At 72.9% G+C, this 19,807-nt stretch carries 16 protein-coding genes and 1 pseudogene; 8 read left to right on the top strand and 9 right to left on the bottom strand.

What is annotated here, in order from left to right; all coding sequences use genetic code 11:
- Position 1 precedes the first annotated feature (1 nt).
- The 3 genes from ACSMTC_RS26725 to ACSMTC_RS26715 form a co-directional block, all read right to left on the bottom strand.
- The gene (locus tag ACSMTC_RS26725) at positions 2-2,221 is read right to left on the bottom strand and encodes a VMAP-C domain-containing protein (protein ID WP_436562250.1); all 2,220 of its coding nucleotides are present in this window, start codon (positions 2,219-2,221) and stop codon (positions 2-4) included.
- 26 nt (positions 2,222-2,247) lie between these two features.
- Positions 2,248-2,706, bottom strand: a complete 459-nt coding sequence (locus ACSMTC_RS26720; protein ID WP_436562249.1) for a CU044_2847 family protein — start codon at positions 2,704-2,706, stop codon at positions 2,248-2,250.
- A 96-nt stretch (positions 2,707-2,802) separates the two neighbouring features.
- Positions 2,803-4,677, bottom strand: a complete 1,875-nt coding sequence (locus ACSMTC_RS26715; protein ID WP_436562248.1) for a choice-of-anchor A family protein — start codon at positions 4,675-4,677, stop codon at positions 2,803-2,805.
- Between the two features lie 531 nt (positions 4,678-5,208).
- On the opposite strand from ACSMTC_RS26715, the gene ACSMTC_RS26710 reads away from it, so the two are divergent.
- Positions 5,209-5,691: a hypothetical protein gene (locus ACSMTC_RS26710; protein ID WP_436562247.1), complete on the top strand. Its 483-nt coding sequence runs from the start codon at positions 5,209-5,211 to the stop codon at positions 5,689-5,691.
- Positions 5,692-5,725: 34 nt separating this feature from the next.
- On the opposite strand, the gene ACSMTC_RS26705 is transcribed toward ACSMTC_RS26710, so the two are convergent.
- Positions 5,726-6,727: an Lrp/AsnC family transcriptional regulator gene (locus tag ACSMTC_RS26705; RefSeq protein ID WP_436562246.1), complete on the bottom strand. Its 1,002-nt coding sequence runs from the start codon at positions 6,725-6,727 to the stop codon at positions 5,726-5,728.
- 118 nt (positions 6,728-6,845) lie between these two features.
- Between ACSMTC_RS26705 and ACSMTC_RS26700 the strand changes: the two genes are divergently transcribed.
- The gene (locus tag ACSMTC_RS26700; protein ID WP_436562245.1) at positions 6,846-7,643 is read left to right on the top strand and encodes an inositol monophosphatase family protein; all 798 of its coding nucleotides are present in this window, start codon (positions 6,846-6,848) and stop codon (positions 7,641-7,643) included.
- A 537-nt stretch (positions 7,644-8,180) separates the two neighbouring features.
- On the opposite strand, the pseudogene ACSMTC_RS26695 reads toward ACSMTC_RS26700, so the two are convergent.
- From ACSMTC_RS26695 to ACSMTC_RS26675, 5 genes and pseudogenes are all read right to left on the bottom strand, one after another.
- Positions 8,181-8,476 (bottom strand): annotated as a pseudogene (locus ACSMTC_RS26695) (hypothetical protein); the annotation flags it as partial.
- Positions 8,469-10,097 (bottom strand): acyl-CoA dehydrogenase family protein, encoded by a 1,629-nt coding sequence (locus tag ACSMTC_RS26690; protein ID WP_436562244.1) that lies wholly within the window; start codon positions 10,095-10,097, stop codon positions 8,469-8,471. The pseudogene ACSMTC_RS26695 and the gene ACSMTC_RS26690, both read right to left, overlap by 8 nt.
- Positions 10,098-10,107: 10 nt before the next feature.
- Entirely contained in the window at positions 10,108-10,743 is a 636-nt protein-coding gene (locus ACSMTC_RS26685; RefSeq protein WP_436562243.1) for a TetR/AcrR family transcriptional regulator, read from the bottom strand.
- Between the two features lie 108 nt (positions 10,744-10,851).
- A complete protein-coding gene (locus ACSMTC_RS26680; RefSeq protein WP_436562242.1) occupies positions 10,852-11,721 on the bottom strand; it encodes a trypsin-like serine peptidase in 870 nt (289 codons plus the stop codon).
- A 142-nt stretch (positions 11,722-11,863) separates the two neighbouring features.
- The gene (locus tag ACSMTC_RS26675) at positions 11,864-12,487 is read right to left on the bottom strand and encodes a TetR family transcriptional regulator (RefSeq protein WP_436562241.1); all 624 of its coding nucleotides are present in this window, start codon (positions 12,485-12,487) and stop codon (positions 11,864-11,866) included.
- 82 nt (positions 12,488-12,569) lie between these two features.
- Between ACSMTC_RS26675 and ACSMTC_RS26670 the strand changes: the two genes are divergently transcribed.
- The 6 genes from ACSMTC_RS26670 (at position 12,570) to ACSMTC_RS26645 (ending at position 19,774) form a co-directional block, all read left to right on the top strand.
- The gene (locus tag ACSMTC_RS26670; RefSeq protein WP_436562240.1) at positions 12,570-12,764 is read left to right on the top strand and encodes a hypothetical protein; all 195 of its coding nucleotides are present in this window, start codon (positions 12,570-12,572) and stop codon (positions 12,762-12,764) included.
- Between the two features lie 61 nt (positions 12,765-12,825).
- Complete coding sequence (locus ACSMTC_RS26665) at positions 12,826-13,110, top strand: DUF4190 domain-containing protein (RefSeq protein WP_436562239.1); 285 nt, start codon at positions 12,826-12,828, stop codon at positions 13,108-13,110.
- Between the two features lie 229 nt (positions 13,111-13,339).
- A complete protein-coding gene (locus ACSMTC_RS26660; RefSeq protein WP_436562238.1) occupies positions 13,340-14,449 on the top strand; it encodes a chitinase in 1,110 nt (369 codons plus the stop codon).
- Positions 14,450-14,657: 208 nt separating this feature from the next.
- The gene (locus ACSMTC_RS26655) at positions 14,658-15,854 is read left to right on the top strand and encodes a lactate 2-monooxygenase (protein ID WP_436562237.1); all 1,197 of its coding nucleotides are present in this window, start codon (positions 14,658-14,660) and stop codon (positions 15,852-15,854) included.
- A gap of 128 nt (positions 15,855-15,982) precedes the next feature.
- A complete protein-coding gene (locus ACSMTC_RS26650; protein WP_436562236.1) occupies positions 15,983-16,957 on the top strand; it encodes a 2-hydroxyacid dehydrogenase in 975 nt (324 codons plus the stop codon).
- A gap of 285 nt (positions 16,958-17,242) precedes the next feature.
- Positions 17,243-19,774, top strand: coding sequence for an ATP-dependent Clp protease ATP-binding subunit (locus ACSMTC_RS26645; RefSeq protein WP_436562235.1), 2,532 nt, complete (start codon positions 17,243-17,245; stop codon positions 19,772-19,774).
- The last annotated feature ends 33 nt before the right edge of the window (positions 19,775-19,807 follow it).

The raw sequence follows: 19,807 nt of genomic DNA, 5'->3' as shown, positions 1-19,807 counted from the left end.
ACTAGTCGGCCGGGTGGCGGGGTGGTCGGGCGGTCGGGGCGACCCCGTAGGGCCGGTGAGGGCTCGGCACGACCTGCGGGTCCTCCCAGAGCAGCACGAGCCCGGCCGACCAGTGCGCGCCCGGGTCCTCAGCCTCCTCCGCCTGGTGGCGCAACTCCCTTACCCGGCGCGGCAGATCGTCCGGCTGGAGATCGGCCAGCTCGACTGCAAGTCTGTCAAGGAACCGGCTGCTGCGGCAGGTCTCCACATAGGTGTGGTCGGTTGTACAGGCGTGTTGGATCCAGAGCACGGCGGGCGCACCGGCCTTGAGCGCCGCCGCGAGCAACGGCTCGTACGGGTTGCCCTTGGGTGGCCCCGGCAGCATGGGCAGGTCGGCTCGGGCCACCGGGCGCAGCCGCTGGTAGAGCCGTTTGCTGTCCGGGACCTCGGTGCACGGGATCGGGTACACCTCGGCTCCGCCGTGCTCCTCGCGCATCCGGGCCCACTTCATCTCCAGGTGGCGCCGGTCGGCCGCGTTGCCCCGGCGCAGCTGGTCCACCACCACGACGGCGTGGTCGGCGCCGAGCGGGCCGAAGTCCTTGCGCCTGGCCCAGCTGTGCACCGGCTGGGTGATCCACTTCCGGGGCAGCGCGAAGATGATCAACTCTGCCCCGTCCGGCTCAAGTCGGCCGATCTCCTCCTCGATCCGCTCCCGGACGAAGCCCGGCAGCATCGAACCGAGCATGGTCCGCGAATGCGGCTCGCCGAGCACTCCGTCGCGGATGGCGGAGATCGACACGTGGAACATCCTGGTACCGGCACCGCTGGGCTGGATGTCCACCAGGATCGGGCGCCACCGCTCCCGGCGCGGGGCGGCGCGGACGGGCTCCGCGTGCGTCTGGGCGGCGGGGCGGGAGGTCAGGGAGTACGGGGTGTTGCCTGCGCTGTCGTCGGTGCTGTCGTCGGCGCTGCCGCCGACGCTGCCGCCGACGCTGCTGCCGACGCTGTTGTCGGCGCGCCAGCGGGAGAGCCCGGCGCGCAGCCGCTCGTCCTCGGCCGACTCCGCGGCCAGGTCCGCGAATTCCAGCACCGGGTGCGGACGGCCCACCGGCTGCGCGACCTCGGAGAGCAGGTACCAGCCCGCCTCCCAGAGGTCGCGCGGCCGGGTCGGCGGATCCGGGCAGCCGAGCCGGCCGGCCGCGGCCCGGTAGAGCTCCAGCGGATCGGCCGCCACCTGCGCTCCGGCCAGCAGCAGCCTCAACTCCCTTACCGCGCCGGGCGGTAGGGCCGCTCCCGGCAGCCGGTCGGCGAGCTCCGGCGCGTACCGGGCGATCGCCTCACCGGGCAGCATCTGGCCGAGCCGGACCGCCGGGACACCGCCGCGCCGCCGGGCCCGCTCGTCGGTGCCGCGCCAGAGGGTGTCCTGCGCCGCCGTCACGATGCCGACCACCTCTCCGGTGGCGGCGATCACCACCGGCCCCCCGCTGAACCCGGGCGCGAGCGGCATCCCCGTGCCCTCGTGCTCCAGCTGGACCAGCTCGCCGCCGATCCGCAGCGCCCCCCTGGTCAGCCGGATCTCGCTGCTCAGCCCGCCGTCGTACCCCTCGGGGAACCCGTACGCGGCCAACTGCGGTGCGTGCAGCCCGTCCCAGCCGTGCAGTGGCGCGAACCTCGCGGGGGTGGCCGTGTACGGCGGCAGCGCGGAGTCCAGCTCCAGCACCGCCACATCCCCGGTGCCGCCGGACCGTTCCACCCACGGGCCGCGCACGGCGACGGTGGCCCCGATCGGCGGGTGGTCGGGGCGGCCGGCCAGGTGGACGCCGGCCCGGGTGCAGCCGTGCACCACATGGGCGCAGGTGAGCACCCTGCGGTCGGAGATCAGCACTCCCGCGCCGATGGTGGCGAGCGGGCCCTCGGTGGTGATCCGGGTGAGCCAACTGACGTCCCGCCGGGACGAGTCGGGCTCCGGGCCAGCCTGACCGTGCCGGCCGGACCGGCCGGGCTGGTCGTACTGACCGGGCTGGTCGGGCCGGTCGTACCGATCGCGGCGGTCGTGCTGATCGCGGCGGTCGTGTTGATCGCGCTGGAGCGGCACGCCGCATGCGGGCTCCTGGCGCGCGGGCTCGCCGCGCGCCGGGGCACCTGATGCCGGGTCGCCGCGCGACGGATCGCCGTGGCCTGCCGGACCCGAGGGGTTGGGCACCGCCTGGTCCGGCGGGCAGTGGGCCGTCTCGTCGAACATGGGCTCGTCCCGGGTCCGCCGTCCGGTCAGCAGAATTCGTCGTGACCGGCGGGGATTCTCTCGGGCGCCCAGACGAGTTTGACCGTCAGATGGGCGTCGGTGGCGGTCTTGGCGATCAACGCCCCCGCCTCGGCCGAGAGTTTGACGCCGAACGCGATCTCCACCGCGTCCGGTTTCAGGCTCCCGTCACGGAAGGCCGCGAGCGCCGACTCGGCGGCGACCCTGACGCCCGCCAGCGCCTGCTCGAAGGTCGCCGACGCGCGCTCCACCCCGGCCGAGACGACCGACGAACCACGGCCGACCGGCTGCATACCGTACGGCTCCTCGGCGCCCAGGCCTTCCGTCTCGGCACCCTCGACGCGCACCACGGCGCCGTCGACGGTCACGAACTCCGCATACTCAGGCAAGACTTCCCCCTCAGCGATCACTTCAGGTCGTCCGACGAAGCCTGACGCGATCGTCGCACAGCCCGGTGCGCCGCGCATCGATTCCCACCGGATCCCTCCGGGCGGGTGACCGATTCATCGGGTTATCGGGTGGCTGAGGGAGATCCACCGGTATGCGGAGTTCGTGACGAACCGTCAGCCCCGGTGCCCTTTCCGGCGGGACCACCCGTAGACCACGAAACCGGTGGTGAGCAGCCCGCCGGCGGCCAGCCCGGCCGGAACCGCGAGTCCGGCACCGGTCTGGGGCAGGCCGGGATGACCGCCTTCATGGTGCTCGCCGTCATGGCCTCCGTGGTCGCCGTGGTGGTGATGGTGCTTGCCACCGCTCGGTCCAGCGGGGCCGGTGGGACCGGCAGGGCCCGTGGGACCGACGGGGCCCGTGGGACCGACGGGGCCCGTGGCGCCGGTGGCACCTGTAGCGCCTGTCGCCCCAGTGGGACCGGTCGGTCCGGTCGCACCCGTAGCACCGGTCGCGCCGGTCGCACCGGTCGCACCGGCGGCCCCCGTAGGACCGGTCGAACCCGTGGCACCGGTAGCCCCGGTCGAACCCGTAGCACCCGTAGCACCCGTAGCCCCAGTGGGCCCGGTCGAACCCGTCGAACCGGTCGAACCCGTCGCGCCCGTAGCACCCGTCGAACCGGTCGCGCCGGTAGTACCCGTAGCACCGGCAGCCCCCGTAGGACCGGTCGGCCCCGTAGCACCAGTCGCCCCGGTCGAACCCGTCGGACCCTTAGCACCGGTGGGCCCCGTGGCGCCCGTCGGACCGGTCGGGCCCTTAGCGCCTGTCGGACCAGTCGGCCCGGTCGGACCGGTCGGACCGGTCGGACCCTTAGCACCGGTCGAACCAGTCGGCCCGGTCGGACCCGTAGCCCCCGTGGGCCCGGTCGGACCCGTAGCCCCCGTGGGACCGGTCGGCCCCGTAGCCCCCGTGGGACCGGTCGGACCCGTCGCACCCGTAGACCCGGTCGGCCCCGTCGGCCCCGTCGGCCCCGTCGCTCCCGTCGGCCCCGTCGGCCCCGTCGCGCCGCACTCCGGAAGGTCCCCGTCGAACGGGTAGTTGTGGATCTCGTAGCCGCCCGAGCCCTCCTGGATCAGGTTCCCGGCCAGGTAGACGCGGCCGTTGATCCCCGGGATGGAGATGGTCGTGGTGCCGGCCGGGTTGCCGGCCATCACGGTGCCCTGGAACTGGGCCGAGCCGGTGATCAGGGCCGCGGTGGCGTTCGGGAAGTTCCACAGCAGGTTCGGCCGCAGCTCGGTCAGCTGGTCGCCCGGCAGGCCGGTGCCGGTGTAGGTGCTGATCACCGGGTTGGTGGCGAGCATGTTGACCACGACGGTCGCCCCGGCCGGGATGCCCCGGAACACCAGCCCGATCTGCTGGCCGACCGCGCCGAGGTTTCCGGGGACGTTGAAGACCTGCCGGGCGCTGGTGCCGTCGCCGACGAACGTCGCCTCGGTCCTGGTGACGGTGACGGTGCCGGTGGCCGCGGCCGTGCCCGTGCACTCGGAGGTGTCGGTGATCGTGGTGCGCAGCGGGCGGAACTCGTCGCCCGCGGTCTCGTCCTGGATCGCCTGCCCGGGTGGCGTGATGCTCACCCTGCCGCTGAGTCCGCCGCCGTAGCGGAGGTTGCCCCAGGCGGTGGTGGTGGCGTCGGAGCCGCCGATGATGAGGTTGTTGCCGGGATCCACCCGCACGTTGCCGCCGACGGTGACGTAGTCCGTGCCGATCGGCGGGGGGACCCGGGAACCGACACCGACCACGGCCATGTTGAAGGCCCCGCCGCCGGTCTTCGCGACGGTCAGGTCGCCCAGCGCGACGATCTTGCCCTCGGCCTCGGCGGCCCGGCCCTGGACGGTGTAGTCGCCACCGGCGAAGACGTTGACGGTGGCGTCGAAGCCGGCGAAGTTGCCGTTGTTCGGCGGCGGGTAGACGGCAGGGCACTGGCCGCCGCTGCACGGACCGAGCGGCGGGGTCAGCTGCGCGGCGTGGCCGACGACCACGAAGGAGGTCATCGGCACCAGGGCCAGCCCGGCGATGAGCGCCAGGCGCCGGTTCGCACGGCTGCGTACGGTCCGGGACCGTACGGACGGCCCGGGTGGCGCGGCGGTACGGACGTGCTGGGGGGAACGCGGTCGAGCATCGGGACGCACTGGTTGCCCTCCGAAAGGCGGTGACCTGCCCTCGAAGGGCAGCGGACAGGCGCCATCCAAGGACCGTCCCCAGCACCCGCCGCGACACCACGCACAGCGCGGATCGGAAGCTCAGCCGTACGGATTATCGGTCTAGGTGCATATCGGGGAATCATCAGTTCCCACCGGAGTGCCCGATCGGCCTCCCGGGCCCGTGCCAGGCCGCCTCCGGGCACCTCCCGATACCACTACCGGGCACCGGCCGCACCCGCTGCCCCGGACCGCTCGGACACCCCGCCCGCCGGACGGGTGACCGGCTGGTGTTAGCGTGCCGGGGGCTCCGTCGACCGGACCCCGCCGGTTGCCCGCCATCCGACCGGGACCGGCCGCCGTCCGCGAAGGGTGTCTCCTCCCATGGCCAAGCTCCTGTTGAGCCTGCACGTCCTGGCCTCGGTCCTGTTCATCGGCCCGGTGGCCGTCGCCGTGAGCATGTTCCCGCGCCGCGCCAAGGCCGCCCTGGCGGACGGCCCCGACCAGGTCTCGGCCGCCGCCTCGGTGAAGCTGCTGCACCGGATCACCCAGGTCTACGCGCTGCTCGGGATAGCCGTGCCGGTGATGGGTGTGGGCACCGCGCAGGTGATGGGCGTCCTCGGCCAGACCTGGCTGATCGTCGCCATCGCGCTCACCGTGCTGGCGGCCGCCTCGCTGCTGCTCTTCGTGCTGCCCGCCCAGCAGAACACCGTCGACGCGCTCGACGCCGCCCCCGGGAGCGAGGAGCACACCCGGGCCGCCGGCGCTCTGCGCCTGCTGCCGATGACCGCCGGGGTGTTCAACCTGCTCTGGGCCGTGGTCACGGTCATGATGGTGATCCGCCCGGGCTCGACCACCGGCGCCTGACCCCCGCCACCCCGCCCACCCGGCCGGTGCCCGCTCAGCCGGTGGCGGCCCGCCTCCCCGGCGGCCGCCCGCCGGGCACCGGCCCACCCGGCAGCGGCACTCCCGCGCGCTTCACCGCCCGCGCCACGATCACGGTCTCCGCCCGGGACACCCCGAGCGGGCCGAGCGTCTCGGTGGTGAAGCGGTAGAGCCCGGCATGGTCCGGGCAGAACACGGTGGCCATCAGAGAGGCCGCCCCGCTGGTGGCGAACACCCCGTGCACCTGCGGGTGTCCGGCCAGCCGCTCCCCGACCTCGGCCAGCCGGCCGGGCGGGACGTCCAGCCAGAGGTTGGCGTCGACCCTCATCCCGAGCAGTCTCGGGTCCACGGTGGCGTGCGTCCGCAGCAGACCGCCGGCGGCCAGCCGCGCGAGCCGGCGGCGGACCGTGGACTCGGGCGCGCCCAGCGCGGCGGCCAGCGCGGCGTGCGACCGCCGTGCGTCCTCTCCGAGTTCCGCGAGCAGGCCACGGTCCAGCCCGTCCAGCGCGGGCGGTCGGGCGGACGGCGGCTCCGGCTCCAGCGCCGCGACCTGCTCCGCCGTCAGCCTCCCGCCCCGCCAGCGTCCGGCATCCGCGAACACGTGCAGTACGGCGTGCGCGCTCGTCTCCACCACCGCACCCGTGGCCGGGAGCTGGGCGTGCACCAGGTGGTCGCGCGAGCCCGGGTCCGCCAGTACCACCGCACCGACCTCGTGTCCGCCCAGCATGATGTCGACGAACGGCACGTCCGGGCGCGCCGCGAGCGCCTGTGCGATCGCCTCGACCCTGCCGCGCAGCACCCGGACCCGCAGCAGCAGCGCACCGGGCGCCGCCTCCTCCGCCGTCGGCAGCCGGACCACCCGCAGCGCCCCGGTCTGCTGCAGGCGCGCCAGCCTGCGCGTGACCGTACGGGCCGAGACCCCGAGCACCTCGGCGATCCGGCCGGGCTCGGCACGGCCGTCCACCTGGAGCGCGCAGACCAGTGACTGGTCGAGGTCGTCCAGTACCTGATCCGCCATACCTGCCGCCCTCGTGTCCGATCTCAACCGTAATCGCGGTTCCCGGCGCCCTGGTTCGCTGTCCACACGGTACTTCTTGTCCCGGCCGCACGACAGCGCCGGACCCGAGGAGAGCCCGATGAACCAGATCACCGCCCTGCTGCCCGCCGTCACCGAGGCCGTCGAGGCCGTGGGCGCGTACCTGGCCGAGCGCCACCGCCCGGTGCCCGCGGCCGCCGGGAACATCGCCGAGGCGATGGCCGTCTTCGCCGAACTGGACGGCCCCGCCTCGGACTTGCTGCGAGAGCGGCTCACCGCCCTGCGGCCGCAGGCCGGTTGGCTGACCGACGAACTGGCCACCTCTCTCCCGGCCGAGGGCGAGTGGTGGAGCTGCGACGCCACCGACGGCGCCATCCAGTACCTGTCCGGGCTGCCCCACTGGGCGGTCACCGCGACCCTCGTCCGGGACGGCGAGGCGGTGCTCGCCGTGGTACACTCGCCCGCCCAGGGGTTCACCTACACCGCGACCCTCGGCGGCGGCGCCCGACTGAACGGGCAGGCGATCAGCCCGCGGGCACACGAGCTGTCGGCGGCGGTCGCCACCACCAGCCAGCCGCCGGCCGTCGCCGAGGACCCCCTCGCGCTGCGCCGGGCGGGCGAATCGCTGTCGGCCCTGCTGCCCCGTGTCCTGGCCGTCCGCAACCTCGGCCCGACCTCCCTCCAGACCGCCCAGGTCGCCTCCGGGCACCTCGGCCTGTTCTGGCAGTACGGCCTGGACCCGGTCAACCTGCTGCCCGGCGCGCTGATCGCCCGCGAGGCCGGAGCGCGGGTCACCACCACCGAGGGCACCCCCTGGACCCCCGCCGCGGCCGGCTTCCTCGCCGCCGCCCCCAGCCTCCACCCGGCCGCCGTCGAGGTCCTCTCCCCGATCGGCTGAAGCTCCCGCCGACGCGGGGAGAGGATCAACCGCCGTACCGGCGCGGAGGGGTGGGGCATCATGGGAGCGATCCCCTGCACACCGTGCGGCGGCCAAGGCTTCGTCCCACGGAACGGTCTCCCTCACCGGTGCGGCACGGGGCGGAGGGACCGGCCGAATCGACCTGGGGTGAGTGAGTCATGTACTGCACGACCTGCAAGGGAACGGGTTTCGTCAGCGAACCGATGACGCCGCCCCGTGAAGGCGGTCTCCCGGAGGAGCTCATGTACGCCTGCCCCAGGTGTGACGGAGTCGGGCAGGACCCGGGCCGGGACCGGCCGGTGTACGGCACCGGGCGGCCGCAGGACGCGCGCTGAGCGGTACGTACCGCGGCACGGCCGAACGCTCGGCCCCCGCGGAGTACGAGGCCGCCCGGCTTCGACCGTGCGGGCTCCTCGCACGGCCCCGCTCCCCCGATAGCCTCAGCCCTGTTCCCGGAGGCCGAACAGCGCCGCCGCGTTTCCGTGGCAGACCGCCCGCAGCCACTCCTCCCCCAGCTATGGCGGTGAACGCCACCACCCCGAACTCCCGCAGCCGGTCGATCCGTTGCCGCTCCTCCTCGCGGTAGGCGATCGGCCAGGGCCGCCCGGTGAGCGGCCCGACCTGGTCGAAGTACGCCCAGACCTTGGCGAGGACCCGCTCGGGCATGGAGGGCCCCTCCTGCCCGATGGCGGGCTAGGAGGGCGGGTGTGCACGTCGATCAGGCCCGGCAGCCCCAACTCCCGCCAGAACCGCCGGACTTCCTCCGCCTCGCGCACGCCGCGGGCGTCACCCGCGCCGAAGGCGTCACTCATGCCGCGCCCGGGCGAGGATCGCCTCCGTGTCCACTCCGGTCGGCAGCGTGCCGTACGCACCGCCGTGGTCCCCGCCGAGCCGTGAGGCGCAGAACGCCTCGGCCACGGCCGGATCACCGTGGCGGACCAGCAGCGAGCCCTGGAAGACCAGCGCCATCAGCTCGACCACGCGCCGGGTGCGGTACTCGATCTCGCCCAGGTCGCCCAGCTGCTTGCGCAGTTCACCGACGGCCGCGTCCAGCCGCCGGTCCGCGCCGGCCGCCGACCCGACCTCGCCGAGGAAGGCCTCCACGGTGGCGGGCCTCCGGGCCATCGCCCGCAGTACGTCGAGCGCGGCGACATTGCCCGAGCCCTCCCAGATGGAGACCAGCGGGGCCTCCCGGTAGAGCCTGGGCATGCCGGACTCCTCGACGTACCCGTTGCCGCCGAAGCACTCCAGCGCCTCCGCCGCGTGCCCGGGGCCGCGCTTGCAGACCCAGTACTTGGTCACGGCCAGCCCCAGCCTCCGTACCAGTGACTCCTGTTCGTCACCCGCGAGGGAGAGGTCGGTGGCGGCGGCCAGGCGCAGGGCGGCGATGGTCGCGGCCTCGGACTCCACCACCAGGTCGGCCAGGACGTTGCGCATCAGCGGCTGGTCGACCAGCGCCTTGCCGAACGCCCGCCGGTGGGTGGCGTGGTGGAGCGCCCGCACGGCGCCGAGCCGCATTCCGGAGGCGGCGCCGAGGGTGCAGTCGAGCCTGGTCATGTTGACCATCTCGATGATGGTGGGGACACCGCGCCCCTCCTCGCCGACCAGCCAGCCGACCGCACCGTCGTACTCGACCTCGGAGGAGGCGTTGGACCGGTTGCCCAGCTTGTCCTTGAGCCGCTGCAGCAGGATCCGGTTCCGGCTCCCGTCGGGCAGGATCCTCGGCAGCATGAAGCAGCTGAGCCCGCCCGGCGCCTGCGCGAGGGTGAGGAAGAGGTCGGACATCGGCGCCGAGGTGAACCACTTGTGCCCGGTCAGCCGGTAGGTGCCGTCCGTCCGCGGCACGGCGGTCGTGGTGTTGGTGCGGACGTCGGAGCCGCCCTGCTTCTCGGTCATCGACATGCCCGCGATCAGTCCGCGCTTGCCGCCCGGCTCCCGCAGCCCGAAGTCGTACTCGCTCGCGGCCAGCAACGGCTCCAGCCGGGCGGCCAGTTCGGGAGCCTTCCGCAGCGCGGGGACCGAGGCGTACGTCATCGAGACCGGGCAGGTGTGGCCGGCCTCCACCTGGCCCCAGACGTAGAACTTGGCGGCCCGGGCGGTGTGCGCGCCGGGGCGGTCGTCACGCCAGGGTGCGGCGTGCAGGCCGTGCGAGACGGCGACCTTCATCAGCTCGTGCCAGGCCGGGTGGAACTCGACCTCGTCGATCCGGTGGCCGTAGCGGTCGTGGGTGCGCAGCACCGGTTCGTACTCGTTCGCCAGCCGGCCCCACTCGGCGGCCTGTTCGGTCCCGGCCAGTTCGCCGAGGCGGTGCAGTTCGGGCTCGGCCCAGCCGGCACCGGCGCGGTGGAGCGCGGCGAGCAGGGTGGGGTCGGCGGCAACGTCGTGGCCGTACTGGTCGGGCACCTGGTTGGTGACCTCGTGGGTCGACGGCATCACGTCCTCCTCAGTGGCTGCGGGTGGCTGGGTCCTCCCGGTCTCCGCCCAGGGCGCGCAGGGCGAAGGAGACCAGGGCGGGGATCACGTCATCGGGGTCCGATCCGGCGGCGAGCGGGCCGACCAGCGCCTCGCCGACCGCGCCGACCAGTGCGGCGGCGGTCATTTCGGCGTTCTGGGCGGGCAGTTGGCCGGTGGCGACGGCGGACCGGATCTGCTCGGCGAACAGGTCACGGAACGCCCGCCGGAAGACCAGGCGTTCGGCGTCGACCAACGGCTCGGCGGGCTCGGCGAGCAGCGCGTAGGCGAGCCTGGGCGCTCTGAGGGCGCGCGCGGCGAAGGTCTCGACCACGGCCGCCACCCGCCCGTGCGGGCCCTCGCCCCGGGCGGCCGCCGCCGCGGCGGCCTCGCCGACGGCCGCCACCTCGCGGCCGACCACGGTGCGGAACAGTGCGACGGACAGCTCGGCCTTCCCGGAGAAGTGCTGGTACACGCTGCCGGTGGCGATCTTGGCCCGGCGCGCGACCGCCGCCACCGAGCAACCGCCGTAGCCGTGCTCGGCGAGCAGCGCGACGGCGGCCTGGAGCACCGCCTCGCGCTGGGCATCCAGCCGGGCCTGTACGGCGGGAGTGCGTCGGTATGCCACAGCAAGAATTGAAGCACCGATTCAGAACTTCGACCAGAGGCCGGGCGCGAACAGCGGAACGGGCCGCCCGAGGGCGGCCCGTTCGGCGTACGGCGGATGCTGCGGCGGCTACGGCTGCGGCAGGACGCAGTCCGGCAGCGTGAGGTCCAGCCGGTTCCCTGCGGCGAAGCAGGAGGGGATGAAGTAGGTCTCCTCGGCGTAGTTGATGCCCTGGCGGACGGTCACATTGCCGTTCTCGTCGACCTCGCACGGGTTGTCGACGGTGCAGGACTCGCCGTTCTCGTTACCGGTGTTGTTGATCGCGACCAGCTGACCGGTGGCGGTGTCCACCACCGGCGAGCCCGAGGTGCCGCCGATGGTGTTGCAGGCGGGGGTGTACCTGAGGGAGTCCTTCCAGGTCCAGTCACCCTCCTTGAGACGGTAGACGAAGCCGTCGACGTTGCAGGAGTAGATCTTCTTCCAGAAGCCGGAGACCACGTCGATCGCGGCACCGGCCACCGGATGGGTGGTCGACATCGTCAACGGGCTTATGCCGTAACGGGACTTGATCGCGGCATAGCTGGTGTTCAGCTGGTAGAAGGTCACGTCGGTGTCGGTCATGGTGCTGTAGACGACCTTGGTGGCCCGCAGGGTGCCCAGCCGCCCGCCGGAGGAGTTCAGCAGGGTGAAGGTGCGGCTGGACGGCTGGTCGGTGATCACCTCGCCGGGGTTCGGCATCCCGGTCTCCAGACAGTGGCCGTTGGTCAGCACCAGCGCCGGGTCACCGGCCGCGGAGTTCGGCATCCGCACCAGCGAGCCGGAGCAGTCGCTGAGCGCCACGGTCCCGGCGAAGTCCACGGTGACGGCGGGGGTCTTGGCCGGGGCCGTGGCGCCCTTTGACGGTGCCGCGCTCGCGGCCGAGGCGGGTAAGGCGCCGGCCAGGGCGACCGCCCCGGCCAGCAGGAATGCGGAGAACGCTCCGCTGAGCGGCTTCTTCATCAGAGTGCCTCTCGGTGTGGGGGTCCTCCAAAGTTGGCGTGGGCATGTTGGAATGTCAATACGATGCAAACAGCTGACTACTGTCCGGATGTCAGCCAATCCCGCTGGCGCACCGGCCCGCCACCGACCGCCCGAACCCCCGTCAGGCGTCGCGCCAGTGACGGCGACCCACGCTGATCAGCCGCAACTGGGTCCTCGCCGTGTCCGCGATCCGCCTACGGTCCGCCGGGCCCTCGGCATCGAGGAAGGCGACGGCGGTCGACACCATGTGGTCGACGTACAGCCCCGCGAGCATCCGCACGTCCGCCGCGCTCCACCCCTCGGACTCCGGCTGCGCGCCGAGCGCCTCGGCCACCTCGTCGGCGAACCGGGCCAGCTCCGCGGCGATCGCCGTCCGCACGGGCTGCACCCCGCCGTGCCGCTCACGGGCCAGGAAGCGGACGTACGCCCGGCGCTCCTCGACATGTCCGGCGATCAGTTCGACCGTACGGTCGATCAGCTCGCCGGCCTCGCCCTGCTCGGCGAGCGCCTCCCGGACCAGCCCGTGCAGGCTGGCCAGCGACTCCTCCACCAGGACCACGCCCAGCTCGGCCAGGTCCCGGAAGTGCCGGTAGAACCCGGCCGGCGACATGCCCGCCTGGCGGGTGACCTCGCGGACACCGAGGCCGCTGAGGTTCTGATGCTCCAACAGGTGCAGTCCGGCGTCGAGGAGGGCGCGGCGACTCTGCTGCTTCTGGGCCTGTCTGACCCCAACGGTGTGACTCACATCATTCAGTAAACAACTGTTTGCCGACTTGTACCAGCGTAGAGTGGAGAAGTCAGCGAACAGTTGTTAGCTGACTCCGGATATGCCGACCATCCGTGAAGGGCTGGCCATGCTCCTCGCCGTCATCGTCGCCATGGGCCTCCTGGCCGGGGCCGCCATCCACACCTCGCTTCCGGTCTTCCTGACCGCCTCCGCCGCGATCGCCGCCTGGCTGCTCGCCTTCGCCGCCCGTGAGCGCCTCGCCCGCGCCCGGCTCGTCCGCGCGCACCGGCACTGACGAACGCCCGGACAGGCGGCCCGCGCGCACCGGATCCGCCCCTCCCGCAGGAGTCCCCGCCATGAAGCAGCTCAGCACCCAGCCCCCGGCCGCACCCGGCACCGAACGGGCCGAGAACGCCGACCAGATGGCCGTCGCCTCCTTCGTCCTCGGACTGCTCGGACTGCTGATCTTCAACCTGGTGCTCGGTCCGCTCGCCGTGACCCTCGGCACCCTCGCCCTGGTCCGGCAGACCCGCCGCCGGGGCCGCGCCCTGCTCGGACTGGTCCTCGGCCTCGCCGATCTGGCCGTACTCGCGGCCACCGTGCTGGCCGGCCACGGCACCATCTGGCAGCTCGGATCCTGACCGCCCGGCCACGGTGGACCGAACGGGCGAAGCGGTCACCCCTCGCCGCGATTCAGAAGCCCGGTATGACGAGGCGTCAATAATCTGTTCCGGTACGGATCTCATAGTTATGAGCACATGATCAGTCATTCGACGGGACAGCAGAATCGGGCCGCTGCGTCACGGTAGACCCAGAGCGGTCGACCTGGCGGCGACCGGAATCCCGTCCGGTCCGACCCCGAGGACGCCGATGCTCAGCCCCCTCCGCCTGGCCTCGAACCTTGCGCCGATCGCCCTGACGGCCGGAACCCTGCTCGCCGCCGCCCCGCCCGCACACGCCGCGGCCGCCGCTCCCGGGCCCGGCTTCCCACCCCGCTACACCGCTCCCTACCTGGAGACCTGGCGCTCCCCCCAGGAGCTGACCGAGCTCCACCGCACCACCGGACTCCGGTACTTCACGCTCGCCTTCGTGATCAGCGACGGCGGCTGCAGCGGAGCCTTCGACGGCACCATCCCGGTCGACCACCAGGGCTGGCGGTCCGCCCTGAACGGCCTGCGGGCGGCCGGCGGCGATGTGATCACCTCGTTCGGGGGTGGCGCGGGCACCGAACTCGCCCTGGCCTGCGACTCGGTGGACGCCCTGAAGGCGCAGTACCGCAAGGTGGTCGACACCCTCAACCTGACCAGGATCGACTTCGACATCGAGGGCGACTCCCTGGACAACACGGAGGCCAACGAGCGCCGCAACCGGGCACTGGCCGAACTCCAGCGGGAGTACGCGGCCGCCGGACGCGGGCTGGCCGTGCACTACACCCTCCCGGTCAACCCCTACGGTCTGTCCCCCAACGCGATCGCACTGCTGGAGAACGCCAGGGACCGGGGCGTCCAGGTCAGCGTGGTCAACATCATGACCATGGACTACGGCCCCGACTTCGACATGGGCCGGGTCGCCACCACGGCCGCCGAAGGGCTCCACCGGCAGATGGCCGGGATCTGGCCGCGGAAGACCGCCAAGGAGCTCTGGGCCATGCAGGGCAACACCCCGATGATCGGGGTCAACGACCACACCAACGAGGTCTTCTCGCTGGGGGACGCCACCACCCTGGCGGACTTCGCCCGCGACAAGGGCATCCAGATGCTCGCCTACTGGTCGCTCGGCCGCGACCAGGCCTGCTCCGTCGACGGCGTACACGCCGACAACTGCAGCGGCACCCCGCAGCGCCCGCACGAATTCTCCCGCGTCCTCGACCGGAAGGGCCCGCGCCGGCATGCGGCGCCCGCGCCGCAGTCGCCGCACTGCCTCAGCTGGTTCGTCAGGACCTGTGCGTGGAAGAGCAGTTGGCAGACATCGGTCTCCTGAACACCGCCCGGTGAGCGTGCGGCGGCCCGGGTCGCGGCGGGCCTGTCCGCCGGGACGGCCGACCGCCGATCGACCACTCCAGCGCGTTGGTTCATGTCACCGCGCTGGAACCCCAACCCTGATAAATCCCCCGCCGGGTCTGGAGTTCGGCACCACCGAGGTGATGGACTCTGACCGGTCGGCGACGGAGCGGGAGAAGGGGTCGAAGATGGCTTCGCAGAGCGATGAGGGCACCGGGGCTGCGCGTGACTGGTCGGCGTACCAGTTCGAGATCTACCTGAACGGCGTCGCCGGGATCGTGCCGCGGATGCCGACCGACCTCACCCGGCTGGAGGAGGTGGCCGCCGCCAGGCTGGCGCCGGGGCCGGTCGGGTACGTCGCGGGCAACGCGGGCAACGGCCGTACCACGCGGGCCAATCGGGCCGCACTGGACCGCTGGCGGATCGTGCCCCGGATGCTGCGCGACGTCGGCAAGCGCGACCTCTCGGTCGAGGTCCTCGGGCGGAGCCTGCCCGCCCCGCTCGCGCTGGGGCCGATCGGCGTGCTGTCGATCGTGCACCCGCAGGCCGAACTGGCGGCGGCCCGGGCGGCGGCCGCGCAGGGCGTCCCCTACACCCTGTCCTCCGTCTCCAGTACGCCGATGGAGCAGGTGGCGGCGGCGATGGGGAACGCCGAGCGCTGGTTCCAGCTGTACTGGGGCAAGGACCGCGAGGTCACCCGGAGCTTTCTGCAGCGGGCGAAGGCATCCGGTTTCAGCGCACTGCTGGTCACCCTGGACACCCCGATGCTCTCCTGGCGGCCGTACGACCTCGACCAGGCCTACCTGCCGTTCCTGCGGGGCGTCGGCACCGCCAACTACTTCACCGACCCGGCGTTCCAGGCCCGGCTGGCCAGGCCCGTGCACGAGGACCTGAACGCCGCGATCATGCACTTCACCGCGATGTTCTCCGACCCCGGGAAGACCTGGGCCGACCTGGCCTTCCTGCGCGAGCACTGGGACGGGCCGATCGTGCTCAAGGGCATCCTGCACCCGGACGACGCCCGGGAAGCCGCCGACGCGGGCATGGACGGAGTGGTGGTCTCCAACCACGGCGGGCGGCAGGTCAACGGGGCGATCGGGGCCCTCGACGCGCTCCCCGGCGTGGCCGCGGCGGTCGGCGACCGGCTGGACGTCCTGTTCGACAGCGGGATCCGCGGCGGCGACGACGTCTTCAAGGCGCTCGCCCTGGGGGCCCGTACCGTCCTGCTCGGCCGCCCGTACGCGTACGGCCTCGGGCTCGACGGGCAGGCCGGGGTGGAGCACGTGATCCGCGCGCTGCTCAACGAGTTCGACCTCACCCTCGCCCTCTCCGGGCACACCTCCGCCGCCGGGCTCACCCCCGACGCGCTGACACGCGAGAACTGATCCGGCAGGCGTACGGGAGCGGCGGCCCCGAGGGCACGGGGCTCCGCGGACGCCCGCCCGGATCCCCGACACGGCTCCTGTCCCAGGCCCGCCGCTCGTACCCCGCCCCCGAGAAGAGAGATCCCCACATGACCGTCCCGAACGTGCTCGCCGTCGTCCCGCCGCACGTCGGCGGCCGCGCGGCCGCCACCGCGCTCGCCGCCCTGCTCGCCGACCACGCCCGGGTCACCGCGGTGGAGGCGGTGGAGGAGGACCCGCAGGCGCTACGGCAGGCCCGGGTGATCGTCACCGCGCTGTCCCCCGTCACCGCCGAGCACCTCGCCGCCGCGCCCGGGCTGGAACTGGTCCAGTGCGCCAGCCACGGCTACGACTACATCGACCTGGCCGCGGCCCGGCAGCGGCGGGTGACGGTCTGCACCATCGGTTCCAGCGACGCCGAACGGAAGAACGTCGCCGAGCAGACCTTCGCCCTGATGCTGGCCCTGGCCAAGCAGTTGATCCCCGCCCACACCGCGCTCACCCGGGCCGACTGGGCGCTGCCCCGCCTCCAGCCGTCCATCACCGAGCTGTCCGGTAAGACCCTGGGCATCATCGGCCTCGGCGCGATCGGCCGCGAAGTCGCCCGGCGCGCCGCCGCGTTCGACATGGCCGTCCAGTACGCCGGCCCCCGCCCCGCCCCGGCCGAGGTCGAACTCCGGCTCGGCGCCAAGCGGGTGGACCTGGAGGAACTGCTGCGGACCAGCGACTACGTCTCCCTGCACGCACCGCTCACCGACGAGACCCACCACCTGCTCGACGCCGAACGGCTCGCCCTGCTCAAGCCCACCGCCTTCGTGGTCAACACCGCGCGCGGCGCGCTGATCGACCAGGAGGCACTGGCCGACGCCCTCGCGGCCGGTGCGCTCGCCGGAGCCGGACTGGACGTCTTCGAGCCCGAGCCGCCGACCGCCGGCCTGCGGCTGCTGCGCGCCCCCGGCGTCGTACTCTCCCCGCACGTCGGCGGGGTCACCAGGGAGACCGTGGTCCGGATCGCCCTGGCCGCCGTCCAGAACGTGACCGAGTACCTGGCAGGCCGTCGGCCCCGGGACACCGTGGCCGGTTAGCGGCGCACGGGGCCCGGCCCGGTCAGCCGCCCGCGCCGCTCTCCGGCCGCCCCCTTCTACGCTGCCCCGGGGGCGCGAGGAAGCACCGGCCGCCGTGGTGAACCCCTCGCGCGCGGTCGGCCGCGCGGAGCCCCCACGCCCGGGGCGCCCGCATCCTCAGGCGCCCCTCGGCCGGGCGTCCGCGCGGCCGAACGCTCGGCGGGCGCTGGCCCGACCGGTGTGTTTGTGTGGACAGCGCTGGCCCTGGCCGTCCCACATACTCCCCACCGGGAGAGGTGATCCTCCGTGACACTGCCTCCGTTCGGCTCCGACGACCCGTTCTCCGATCTGCTCAGCCGGTTCTTCGGCATGAGCCCGCTCTCCTCGCCACCCGCCGTCCAGCGCGTGCCGATCGGCCGGCTGCTGAGCGACTCCGCCAGGACCCTGCTGGCTACCGCCTCCGACCGGGCCACCGCCGACGGCAGCAGCGATCTCGACACCGCCCATCTGCTCTGGGCCGCCACTCAGGTGGAGCAGTCCCGTCACCTGCTCGAACGCGCCGGGATCGACCCCGCGCAGCTCGCCGAGGACCTCCAGGGCGCACTCCCCACCGGCCCCGGCGCGGGCGGTGAACCCGGCGGCGAACCCTCGCTCACCCCCGCCGCCAAGCGCGCCCTGCTCGCCGCCCACGCCCGCTCACAGCGCGCCGGTGCCTCCTACATCGGACCGGAACACATCCTCGGCGCCCTGTTCGGAGAGGACCGCTCGGGTGCCGGCCAGGCGCTGCGCAACGCCGCCCCGTCCGAGGACACGCTGCGTACCGCGATGGAGGGCCGGGGCCCGGGCGGCGAGCGGGTGCCCGGTGCGGGCGCCGGTGACACCCCGACCCTGGACGAGTACGGCCGCGACCTCACCGAGGAGGCACGTGCGGGCCGGCTCGACCCGGTGGTGGGACGGGCCCAGGAGATCGAGCAGACCGTCGAGATCCTCTCCCGGCGGACCAAGAACAACCCCGTGCTGATCGGCGAACCCGGCGTCGGCAAGACCGCCATCGTGGAGGGCCTGGCCCAGCGGATCGTCTCCGGCGACGTCCCCAGCAGCCTCAAGGACAGACGGGTCGTCACCCTCGACCTGACCGGCCTGGTGGCCGGCTCCAAGTACCGCGGCGACTTCGAGGAACGGCTGAAGAACGTCATCGACGAGGTGGTCGCCGCCGAGCAGAGCGTCATCCTCTTCCTGGACGAACTGCACACCGTGGTCGGCGCCGGAGCCGGCGGCGAAGGCTCGATGGATGCCGGCAACATCCTCAAACCCGCCCTCGCCCGGGGCGAGTTGAGCGTGGTCGGGGCGACCACACTGGACGAGTACCGCAAGCACGTCGAGAAGGACGCCGCGCTGGAACGCCGCTTCCAGCCGGTCCTGGTGCCCGAACCCTCGGTCGAGGAGACCGTCCAGATCCTGCACGGCCTACGGGACGCGTACGAGGCGCACCACCAGGTCCGGTTCACCGACGAGGCGCTGGACGCCGCCGCCGCCCTCTCCGACCGCTACATCAGCGACCGCTTCCTGCCCGACAAGGCCATCGACCTGCTCGACCAGGCCGGCGCCCGAGTGCGGCTGCGCAGCCTCTCCGGCAGCGGCGAGGCGGTCGAGGCACAGGACCGGCGCACCAAACTGCGCCGCGAACTGGACGAGGCGGTCACCGACGAGGACTATGTGCGGGCCGCCAACCTGAAGAAGGAACTGGCGCAGGTGGACGACGAGTTGGCGGCGGTCGCCGAGCGGCGCGAAGGCGTGGTCGAGGTGACCGTGGACGACATCGCCCAGGTGCTCTCCGCGCGTACCGGCATCCCGGTCGCCCAGCTGAACGAGACCGAACGGGACCGGCTGCTGAAACTGGAGGAGCACCTGCACCAGCGGGTCATCGGCCAGGACCAGGCGGTCAGCGCGGTCTCCCAGGCCGTCCGCCGCAGCCGGGCCGGCATGGGCGACCCGCAGCGCCCCACCGGCAGCTTCCTCTTCCTCGGCCCGACCGGCGTCGGAAAGACCGAACTCGCCAAGGCCCTGGCCGAGTTGCTGTTCGGCGACGCCGACCGGATGGTCCGCTTCGACATGAGCGAGTTCCAGGAGAAGCACACCGTCTCCCGCCTGGTCGGCTCCCCGCCCGGCTACGTCGGCTACGAGGAGGCCGGGCAGCTCACCGAGGCCGTCCGCCGCAGGCCGTACAGCGTGCTGCTGTTCGACGAGGTGGAGAAGGCGCACCCCGACGTCTTCAACATCCTGCTCCAGGTGCTGGACGACGGCCGGCTCACCGACGCCCAGGGCCGCACGGTCGACTTCCGCAACACGGTGGTCATCATGACCAGCAACATCGGCTCGCACCGGATCCTGGAGCACAAGGGCGACGTGGACGAGATCCGCGAGGACCTCATGCGCGACCTGCGCCTCCAGTTCAAGCCCGAGTTCCTCAACCGGATCGACGAGATCATCGTCTTCCACGCGCTGACCAAGGAGGAGCTGCTGAAGGTGGTCGACCTGCTGCTGGCCCGCAGCGAACGCCTGCTCAAGGCCCAGCACATCGGCCTGGAGGTGACCGCACAGGCCAAGCAGTGGCTGGTCGACAAGGGCTACCGGCCCGAGTTCGGCGCCCGGCCGCTGCGCCGGACCATCCAGTCCGAGCTCGACAACCGGATCTCCAACCTGCTGCTGGACGGCAGCGTCCAGGAGGGCGACACCCTGCGCGCCGACGTGGCGGACGGCGAATTCACGGTCTCGCTCGCCCGGTCGAAGGAGCCGGAGCAGGGCGAGACCCAGCCGGAGGCACCCCAGTCGAGCTGAGATCCCGCACCTTCGGGCCGCCGGCCTGGTTGC

It is taken from the genome of Kitasatospora sp. HPM-01-4, from assembly GCF_051374625.1.
Classification (GTDB): domain Bacteria; phylum Actinomycetota; class Actinomycetes; order Streptomycetales; family Streptomycetaceae; genus Kitasatospora.
This window is presented reverse-complemented; position numbering and strand designations above follow the sequence as displayed.

What these genes read in the sequence shown, in the direction of transcription:
- ACSMTC_RS26650 (WP_436562236.1), top strand. Translation starts at nt 15,983, where the DNA reads ATGACCGTCCCGAACGTGCTCGCCGTCGTCCCGCCGCACGTCGGCGGC.
- ACSMTC_RS26725 (WP_436562250.1), bottom strand. Translation starts at nt 2,221, where the DNA reads ATGTTCGACGAGACGGCCCACTGCCCGCCGGACCAGGCGGTGCCCAAC.
- ACSMTC_RS26690 (WP_436562244.1), bottom strand. Translation starts at nt 10,097, where the DNA reads ATGCCGTCGACCCACGAGGTCACCAACCAGGTGCCCGACCAGTACGGC.
- ACSMTC_RS26655 (WP_436562237.1), top strand. Translation starts at nt 14,658, where the DNA reads ATGGCTTCGCAGAGCGATGAGGGCACCGGGGCTGCGCGTGACTGGTCG.
- ACSMTC_RS26680 (WP_436562242.1), bottom strand. Translation starts at nt 11,721, where the DNA reads ATGAAGAAGCCGCTCAGCGGAGCGTTCTCCGCATTCCTGCTGGCCGGG.
- ACSMTC_RS26665 (WP_436562239.1), top strand. Translation starts at nt 12,826, where the DNA reads ATGAAGCAGCTCAGCACCCAGCCCCCGGCCGCACCCGGCACCGAACGG.
- ACSMTC_RS26705 (WP_436562246.1), bottom strand. Translation starts at nt 6,727, where the DNA reads ATGGCGGATCAGGTACTGGACGACCTCGACCAGTCACTGGTCTGCGCG.
- ACSMTC_RS26715 (WP_436562248.1), bottom strand. Translation starts at nt 4,677, where the DNA reads ATGACCTCCTTCGTGGTCGTCGGCCACGCCGCGCAGCTGACCCCGCCG.
- ACSMTC_RS26660 (WP_436562238.1), top strand. Translation starts at nt 13,340, where the DNA reads ATGCTCAGCCCCCTCCGCCTGGCCTCGAACCTTGCGCCGATCGCCCTG.
- ACSMTC_RS26710 (WP_436562247.1), top strand. Translation starts at nt 5,209, where the DNA reads ATGGCCAAGCTCCTGTTGAGCCTGCACGTCCTGGCCTCGGTCCTGTTC.
- ACSMTC_RS26670 (WP_436562240.1), top strand. Translation starts at nt 12,570, where the DNA reads ATGCCGACCATCCGTGAAGGGCTGGCCATGCTCCTCGCCGTCATCGTC.
- ACSMTC_RS26700 (WP_436562245.1), top strand. Translation starts at nt 6,846, where the DNA reads ATGAACCAGATCACCGCCCTGCTGCCCGCCGTCACCGAGGCCGTCGAG.
- ACSMTC_RS26720 (WP_436562249.1), bottom strand. Translation starts at nt 2,706, where the DNA reads ATGCGCGGCGCACCGGGCTGTGCGACGATCGCGTCAGGCTTCGTCGGA.